The sequence below is a fragment of the Pseudovibrio sp. POLY-S9 genome, assembly GCF_001431305.1.
GTDB lineage: Bacteria > Pseudomonadota > Alphaproteobacteria > Rhizobiales > Stappiaceae > Pseudovibrio.
The window spans coordinates 50810-52143 of record NZ_LCWX01000121.1 but is presented as its reverse complement, the minus strand read 5'-3'; the positions used below and the strand labels follow the sequence as shown (position 1 = coordinate 52143).

Here is a 1334-nt window from a genome sequence, read left to right as displayed (position 1 = left end):
TCTCGAAGTTAACGTCGAATATGGCTTGTTTGCGGGCTTCTCCTTCGCCAAACCAATGGTTGAGACCGGAGACGCTGATTGGAGCATGTGGTGTGTATGTCATCATCAGAACCTCCTAGAACAGGTCAGCTGGATCAGCATGAGCCAATCGACGCGTTGCAATGGTTCCAGAAAGCGCACAGGCGGCCAACGTGCCGAGGAAGACAATGAGCGCCCGCGCCAGGGTGAGCCCCACTGGCAGACCGGATTTCAATGCCAGCATCTTGTAAATGCCCATGGCAGCAAACACCCCGGGGAAGAACCCAAGCACTGCAAGGACCATGGCTTCCTCAAAGATGATGCTGAGGAAGAACCCTTCACTAAACCCCATCGCTTTGAAGGTTGCATACTCCTTCAGGTGATCGGCCACATCCGTGCTGAGAACCTGATATACGATGACGATGCCCACCAGCACGCCGATGATGGTGCCAAACCCGAAGATGATGCCCACTGGCTTTTCTGAGGTTTGGTAGGCTTGTTCGTCGGATGCTGCTTTGGCGAAACTGCGGATTTTCAAGGTGTCTGTAGGCAATACCTGCTTCAGCAGTTCAACCGCACGCTCAACAGAAGCACCTTCTTGCACCTTCAGCAATATGTGGTCTGGTGCTCCGGAACTGCGGGAGGGTGAGAGCCGCAAGACGCTCTGGTCAGACATCACCAAATTGCCATCTGCACTAAAACCAGCGCCAATCTGCAAGGTGCCGATCAGCTTGATCTGACGGTTGTTCATTTCAAAGACAGCGGGTGTTTCAGGTGAAAGTGAGTTGAAGAATTCCTCTGTTCCACCACGTGTTTTGCGGTCCACCAGTGCAGTATCGGGCAAAGCCAACTGCAAAAACTGAGGGCGAAGGACCGGAGCCATGAAATCAATGGCTTCGATGGGTAACCCAACCAGTTGCAAACCAGCGATCTGGTCTTTCTGCACGCGCCAGTCCACCTTGGCAATGTAAACAGGAGCTGCTGCTGCGACCTCCGGCAGAGTTAGCGCTTGCAGCATGTGCACACGAGCAACATTGCCGCCTTCGGTAAGAGACTTGGCATCAGATGCGGAAATGAGAATATCTGCCTCAAACAGCTCATAAGGCTGCAAAGTGGAGCCAGTCAGAGCTCCCATCATACCGAGCTGCACGAACACCAGCACGTTGGCAAAAGCCACCCCAGCCAGCGCGGCGGCAAAGCGGCCTTTGTTGTGCGTCAGCTGCAACCAACCAATGGGCAATCGGCCCAGCACCCATGTGAGAAAACGGGTCACTTGGTTACCTCATCATTTGCTGACTGAAAATATCCGAGGATTT

General features: G+C 53.6%; 1 protein-coding gene. It reads right to left on the bottom strand.

Annotated elements, in window-relative coordinates; all coding sequences use genetic code 11:
* Positions 1–115 precede the first annotated feature (115 nt).
* On the bottom strand, positions 116–1291 hold the full coding sequence (locus PPL9_RS09360; RefSeq protein WP_057462445.1) for an FtsX-like permease family protein: 1176 nt from the start codon (positions 1289–1291) through the stop codon (positions 116–118).
* Positions 1292–1334: the final 43 nt, after the last annotated feature.